This window comes from Algoriphagus sp. PAP.12 (assembly GCF_026652115.1).
Taxonomy (GTDB): domain Bacteria; phylum Bacteroidota; class Bacteroidia; order Cytophagales; family Cyclobacteriaceae; genus Algoriphagus.
On sequence record NZ_JAPPSQ010000071.1, the window covers coordinates 1 to 635 of the forward strand.

At 39.7% G+C, this 635-nt stretch carries 1 protein-coding gene; it reads right to left on the minus strand.

Features of this window, described 5'->3' with window-relative positions; translation table 11 throughout:
* The coding region (locus tag O0V13_RS21495; protein ID WP_268037071.1) for an IS1595 family transposase at positions 1-635 on the minus strand (635 nt) is incomplete at both ends.

Consider the following 635-nt stretch of genomic DNA (forward strand, 5'->3'; position numbering starts at 1 on the left):
AAGTATTTGTAAGTGATCATATGATAAATCCCCAACAGATTCCGCTTCAGATTGCTGATGGCTTTGTGAACCCATCTCAAAGTCTCATTGGTCTCTTTTTTACTGGAAACCACTGTAAAATGGGTATTTACTACCTCTTCCAAGTTGGCATAAGCTGTGTTTCTGTCTGTGAATAACACGACCTCTCCATCTGTATTTTTTTTAATGAATTGATTGACGTTTTCACTGTCTACTTTAACAAGAACTTCCATTTTAAAGTACCCACAAACCCTGTTCTGTTGCCCAGATTCAGAATCTTCTATTGGAATAGATTCTGCCGCTACAGCTACTTTCGCCTGGCGTTGACTCCCTTTTCCTCGTTTTAGCTGCTTCTTAACCTGTTTTTTGGTTGCTACTTCCACATAGCCTTCATCGTATTCTACCATATCTTTGAGTTGGTACAAACTGTCCCTTCTACCCATCCCAGCTCTGATTTTGTGCATCAATTTGAAAGCTGTTTCGTATCTGCTCAAACCCAATTGACGCTGAAATTCAAGACAAGAAAACCCCTTTTTGGTTGCTGACATAAACATAAATGCCATCATCCAGACTTGTAAAGGCAATTTGCTGTTTTCCATCACGGTTCCGCTTTTTAG